The organism is Streptomyces sp. CO7, from assembly GCF_053474865.1.
Map to the genome: position 1 here is coordinate 17,926 of NZ_JBRIOU010000004.1, position 5,158 is coordinate 23,083.

The following is a 5,158-nucleotide window of genomic DNA, read 5'->3' on the forward strand; positions in this document are numbered from 1 at the left end:
GGGCGGGGCGTCTTCGTCTCGCGCCGGCGCGGCAAGCCGCTGGTGCAGACGGGCCTCGTACCGGAGGGGACGTACTGATGGGCGGCCTGATGGTGTTCGGGATCCTGGTCGCGCTGATACCCGGCGTGCTGGGGCTCCTCGACCAGAAGAAGATGTGGTGGCGCTTCCAGGCGAAGAACTACGCCCACCCGGAGCACAACGAGCCTTCGGAAGGGGCATACCGACGGCAGCGGGTCGCGCTGGTCTGCTGCTCGCTGGGATTCGTGGCGCTGATCGTCTGGCTGTGGGCGACGGCGCCGTCACCGAGCTGAATCGGGGGAGATCTTCATGGCATGGGACGAGTGGGAGCAGCTGAAGTCCGACGCGGCGGAACGCGCCTCGGGCAACATGCAGCTGAACCGGCTGCCGGACGACATGGGCGGCGGCTCCGGCCGGCCGCCGTCGTCCGCGGGCGACCTGGAGGTCCACCAGAAGGACCTGGTCGCCATCGGCAAGGAGGCGCACACCCTCTACGACCAGCTGTGGGACAAGGCCCGCCTCAAGGAGGCCGTGGACGGCGCCGCCCGCGACCTGACGGGCCAGGGCTTCGCGCTGGGCGCCGGGCTGAGCCACGTGTCGCTGAGGTGGAGCACGCAGCTGAACTCGCTGCTCGACGCCTGTGCGCACATCAGCAACCACATGCAGGTGACGCGCAAGATCCACGCCAACGACGAGGACTACATCCTGCGTCAGATGAGCAGCATCACCGCCTTGGACGCGGGCTTCGACGAGCGGGTCGGTGACCCCGGGAAGCCCAACCCGGCTTACGGCGACAAGAGCGACAAGAACTGACAGGGGGAGGCCGACGATGGACCTCAGTGCGCTCCGTTTCGCCAATTTCGCTCAGCTCGACGCAGCCGTCGAGGAGTGGGGTTTGGTTGCCAAGAACCTCGAGACCCTGGCCAAGGACGCCCAGGACGGCTTGCGTGCCTCGGCGAACAAGGCCAACTGGTCCGGCGAGAACAGCCAGGTGACCAAGGAGTTCATCGGCAAGACGGCCGGGGAGTTCCAGGACGCCCACACCCAGGCCACCACGATCCACAACATCCTCAAGGACACGACCGGCGAACTGAAGTCCTTCAAGCAGCAGTTGACGGACGCGATCGAGCGTGGCCTGAAGAAGAACCTGACTGTCATGGACACCGGCGACGGCGGCTTCACCGTGACGATGAACGTCCACCCCGACCGTGCCGCCAAGGGTCACACACCGCCCGAGCACGACGCGAGCGACGTCACCGCCCTGCGGGACGAGGTGCAGGGGATACTCACCAAGGCCACCGAGAGCGACGAGAGCGCCCGCAAGGTCCTCACCGCGATAGCCGACCAGAGCCGTCTGGGCTTCTCCGACGCCAAGTACTCCGACCGCGACGGCGCGGCGGACGCCGTGCGGGACGCCGAGGAACTGGCCAAGCTGGCCAAGCAGAAGCCCGAGGACATCTCCCCCGAGGAGTTCGACCGCCTCAACGCGGGCCTCAAGGAGCACGCCGGCGACCCGTTGTTCGCCGAGACCTTCGCGACCACGCTCGGTCCGAAGGGGGTGCTGGACTTCTGGACCGGCATCAACGACCCGCACTACGGCGCCCGCCTCGGCTACGAGCGCGTCGAGCAGTACGGCGACCTGCAGAAGAACCTCAGCCTGACCCTCGCCGCCGCCACGCAGAGCGACTCCCCCGCGATGGCGGACTGGCAGAACCGGATGATCGCCCTGGGCGACAAGCCGACCGGCCGTGACGGGTACGGCCCGATGGGCTTCCAGGTGATGAGCAACCTGATGCGCGCGGGCGACTTCGACGACAGCTTCCTCACCCGGTACGGCAACGCGCTGATGCAGACCGAGCGCCAGCTCACCGGCAACGGCGAGCACGCCAACATGGCCTGGACCCACATGGGCATGGACGCTCGCCTGAACCGGATGGGCGACGACAGCGGCGACGACCCGCTCACCGGCTACCTCAAGGCCCTCTCCAACAGCCCGGACGCGGCCACGGACTTCTTCAACCAGGAGTACGTGAACAAGGACGACAAGGACAACCCGTTCGAGCGGGAGACCGGCGAGGACGACAAGAAGAGCAAGGTCTCGCTCTCGAACTTCCAGTACCTCTTCGAAGAGCGGGAGTGGCCGAAGGAGTACGCCCTCGACGGGGACGAGCTCGACACCGGCCGCAACACCCTGGCGCTGGCGCTGGAGGCGGCGACCACCGGTCACCCGGCGGGCGAACTGCCGACCGCGGACACACCCGCCCACAACGCGGAGCAGGCCCGGCTGTTCGAGTCGGTGGTCAGCTCGGTCTCCGACGACCCCAAGCGGCTCACCGACCACGGGTTCATGTCGGACAGTCTCGGCCAGATGGCCTCCGAGTACCTGCCCGACATCAACCGCTCGATGACCGACGTCGACCTGGACAGCACCGACCCGCTCGACAAGGAGGCGCAGCAGCGCATCATGAACCTCTTCCCCGTCGCCGGGGAGGACGCGCGCATGCAGCACCACGAGGTCAGCCGGTTCCTGCTCACCGTGGGCCAGAACCCGGAGGGGTACGCGGCCGTGGACGTGGCGCAGAAGGCGTACGTGGCCAACCTCATGGACTACCACCTCGATCCGTCGCTGCCCGTCGAGCAGCGGTACCTGCCGGACGACCTGAACCGGACGGTCGAGGAGATCGCGCACAGCGCGGGCGAGGTCGGCGGCGCGTTGGCCGTCGGCCGCCAGGAAGGCATCGCCGGGGACGCGGCGGAGGCGGACAAGAAGTACGAGGAGTCCGTGCAGCAGCGCAAGGACCTGGTGTCGGCGGGCGTCGGCACCGTCGTCGGCGCCGGCACCTCACTGATCGCCAGTCCGATCGCGGGCGCGGTCGTGGGCGGTGCCGCCGACGCCGCCAGCAGCGCGCTGATCGACGCCGTCTTCGGCGAGGGGAAGGGCACGGAGCTGGACGAGGCCGCCGGGAAGATCAACGAGTCCTGGGAGACCAGCGAGGACCACACCAAGGAGTACGTGCGCCGGGCCGCGGAGCAGGCGGCCCGGACGCACGGGCACGAGGACTCGGGCGACCTGGCGGAGGCCGCCCGGTCGGGGGTCCGGCAGGGCTTCACGGCCGGTGGCGAATACTGCGACAAGGTCGCCGCGGAGCTGCAGACGGACCGCTGAGGCCAGGGACCGGGGCCGGCCCGCACCGTGGTTCCGGCCCCGTGGTTCCGGCCCCGTCGTTCCACGGCCCCGCGTATGCCGGCCCATGTCGTCCGTTCGGAGGAAGCCAGATCATGTCCAACTCACTCACCGGTGCCGTGCGCCGTTTCCCGTCCGCCGTCCGCGCGCTGTCCACGGCGGGTCTGGCCACGGCTGTCGCCGCGGGCCTGCTGAGCGGCTGTTCGAGCGAACCGGAGCGTGCCTACAGCACGCCGGGGTCGCTGTGCGGCACCAAGGTCCCCGCCGACGCCTTGGAGCCCTTCCTGCCCGCGGGTGAGCAGGCGGCGGTGAAGGAGGACCGGCCGTCCGACGGCGAGGCGCGTTGCTCGGTGCGGGTCGACGGCGAGCAGGTCTTCGTCGCCTCGCTGGAGTGGCGTGAACGCCGGGGCGGCATCTTCCAGTTCTTCGGCCTCAACCGCGGCATGAAGGACGGCGGTACGACCAAGGGCGACGACGACCTGATGTACACCGAACGCGGCGCGGTGTCACGCCTGTCGGGATGTACTCCGCCCAAGGAGGACCAGGTGCTGTACGCCTCCCTCGAGGCACTGGCCGACGACGTCGGGGACGCCAAGGCGATGAGGCGGCTCGCGTCCGCGTACACCGAGCAGGCCCGGTCGTCGGACCTGTGCCGGGGACAGGGCTGAGGGCCGTCGCCCCGGGCCACCCGTCGCCCTTCGCCCTTCGCCCTTCGCCGGGAGCACCCCCTGCAGCTGTCCAGCGCCGCGGTCGCTCCGTTCCGCACCTGTGCGGTGATCCCAAGGCCGCCGAGAAGTCGGACGCCTGCGAGTCGGCCGGGGAGCTCTGAGCGGGCGACCCCGGTTCGGACACACAGGAACCGGGGCGGGGCGCCCTCCGTGCGCGTCCCGCCCCGGTTCCTGTGTTGCGGCTCGGCCTGTGGAGCAGCCGTGGCCGGTGGATCAGCCGTAGCCGGTGGATCAGCCGTGGAAGTAGCTGGCCGCCTTCAGGTCGCCACCGCGGTAGTCACCGCCGGCCTGGGAGACCTTCTGGCCGATCTGCGTCAGGGCCGTGTGGATGGCGTTGGCGTGCTTGTCCCACTCCACCATGACCTCCTGGAAGGCGGTCGCGGCCTCGCCCTCCCAGCCCGTCGCCGCCTGGGCGATCGCGGACTTCAGCGCGCCGAGGTCCTGCTCCAGCTTCTGCGCCTGGGTGCCCAGCTCGGTGGTCAGGGCGTCGAGCCCGCCGTACTTGACGGCAAGTTCATCTTGGTTCATCGACATGGTTCCCTCGTCTCATGCTCGTGATGGGTGCTTGCTGTGCGGGGGCCCGCCGGCGTGCGGTCAGTAGCCGCTGATCGCGGAGGTCTTGCCGCCGTACTGCACGTCGATGGAGTCGATCGTGCCCCGCACCTCGTCCTCGAGGTTGTCCTTGTCCCTGCGGGTCATGTTGATGTTGTCGAGGAACTTCACGAGCAGCTGGCCGATGTCGCGCATGTGCTCGTTGATCTCGACCTGCTTCCGGTTGAAGGCCGCGGCGCCGATGCCCCGCCAGTGGCCCTCGAGCTGGTCGATGGTGCCCTGCAGCCGGGTCATCTGACCCTTGATCGACTCGAAGCGGTCGACGATGTTCTTCTGGAGGGCTTCGACCTCACTGTCCCGGAGAAGCTGTCCATCTGAAGCCATGGCCTGTGATCCCTTTCGTCAGCGGTCTTGATGTGCCGGTCGGTCTGTTGGTCGGAGTGGTCCGGTGCGGGGCGGATGCCGTGATCGGCTCAGGCGGTGCGCCGCTTCCGCATGACGACGAAGGCGACGACGCCTCCGATCACCACCACAGCGGCGGCGGCCGCGCCGGCGATCGGCCACAGGGCGCCGCTGTCGCCGTCCTGCGCGGCAGCGGTGTCCGTGTCCGTCGCCCCGGCTTCCTCGCCCTTGCCGCCGGGGGCGGGCTCGGCGCCGTCCGCGGGAGCCTTGGAGG

At 69.3% G+C, this 5,158-nt stretch carries 6 protein-coding genes and 1 pseudogene; 4 read left to right on the plus strand and 3 right to left on the minus strand.

Translation table 11 applies throughout. The features are described 5' to 3' along the window. Positions 1 to 77: 77 nt before the first annotated feature. From ACOV8S_RS12750 to ACOV8S_RS12765, 4 genes are all read left to right on the plus strand, one after another. On the plus strand, positions 78 to 311 hold the full coding sequence (locus ACOV8S_RS12750; protein ID WP_448317945.1) for a hypothetical protein: 234 nt from the start codon (positions 78 to 80) through the stop codon (positions 309 to 311). Positions 312 to 327: 16 nt separating this feature from the next. Continuing rightward, positions 328 to 831 carry a hypothetical protein gene (locus ACOV8S_RS12755; protein ID WP_448317946.1) on the plus strand — a complete coding sequence of 168 codons (504 nt, stop codon included), beginning with the start codon at positions 328 to 330 and terminating at the stop codon, positions 829 to 831. A gap of 16 nt (positions 832 to 847) precedes the next feature. Further along, positions 848 to 3,184, plus strand: coding sequence for a hypothetical protein (locus ACOV8S_RS12760; RefSeq protein ID WP_448317947.1), 2,337 nt, complete (start codon positions 848 to 850; stop codon positions 3,182 to 3,184). Between the two features lie 113 nt (positions 3,185 to 3,297). Then, positions 3,298 to 3,870 carry a hypothetical protein gene (locus tag ACOV8S_RS12765; protein WP_448317948.1) on the plus strand — a complete coding sequence of 191 codons (573 nt, stop codon included), beginning with the start codon at positions 3,298 to 3,300 and terminating at the stop codon, positions 3,868 to 3,870. A 291-nt stretch (positions 3,871 to 4,161) separates the two neighbouring features. On the opposite strand, the gene ACOV8S_RS12770 is transcribed toward ACOV8S_RS12765, so the two are convergent. From ACOV8S_RS12770 to ACOV8S_RS12780, 3 genes and pseudogenes are all read right to left on the minus strand, one after another. After that, a complete protein-coding gene (locus tag ACOV8S_RS12770) occupies positions 4,162 to 4,458 on the minus strand; it encodes a WXG100 family type VII secretion target (RefSeq protein ID WP_448317949.1) in 297 nt (98 codons plus the stop codon). A gap of 66 nt (positions 4,459 to 4,524) precedes the next feature. Beyond that, positions 4,525 to 4,866, minus strand: a complete 342-nt coding sequence (locus ACOV8S_RS12775) for a WXG100 family type VII secretion target (RefSeq protein ID WP_448317950.1) — start codon at positions 4,864 to 4,866, stop codon at positions 4,525 to 4,527. Between the two features lie 89 nt (positions 4,867 to 4,955). Further along, positions 4,956 to 5,158 (minus strand): annotated as a pseudogene (locus tag ACOV8S_RS12780) (S8 family serine peptidase); the annotation flags it as partial.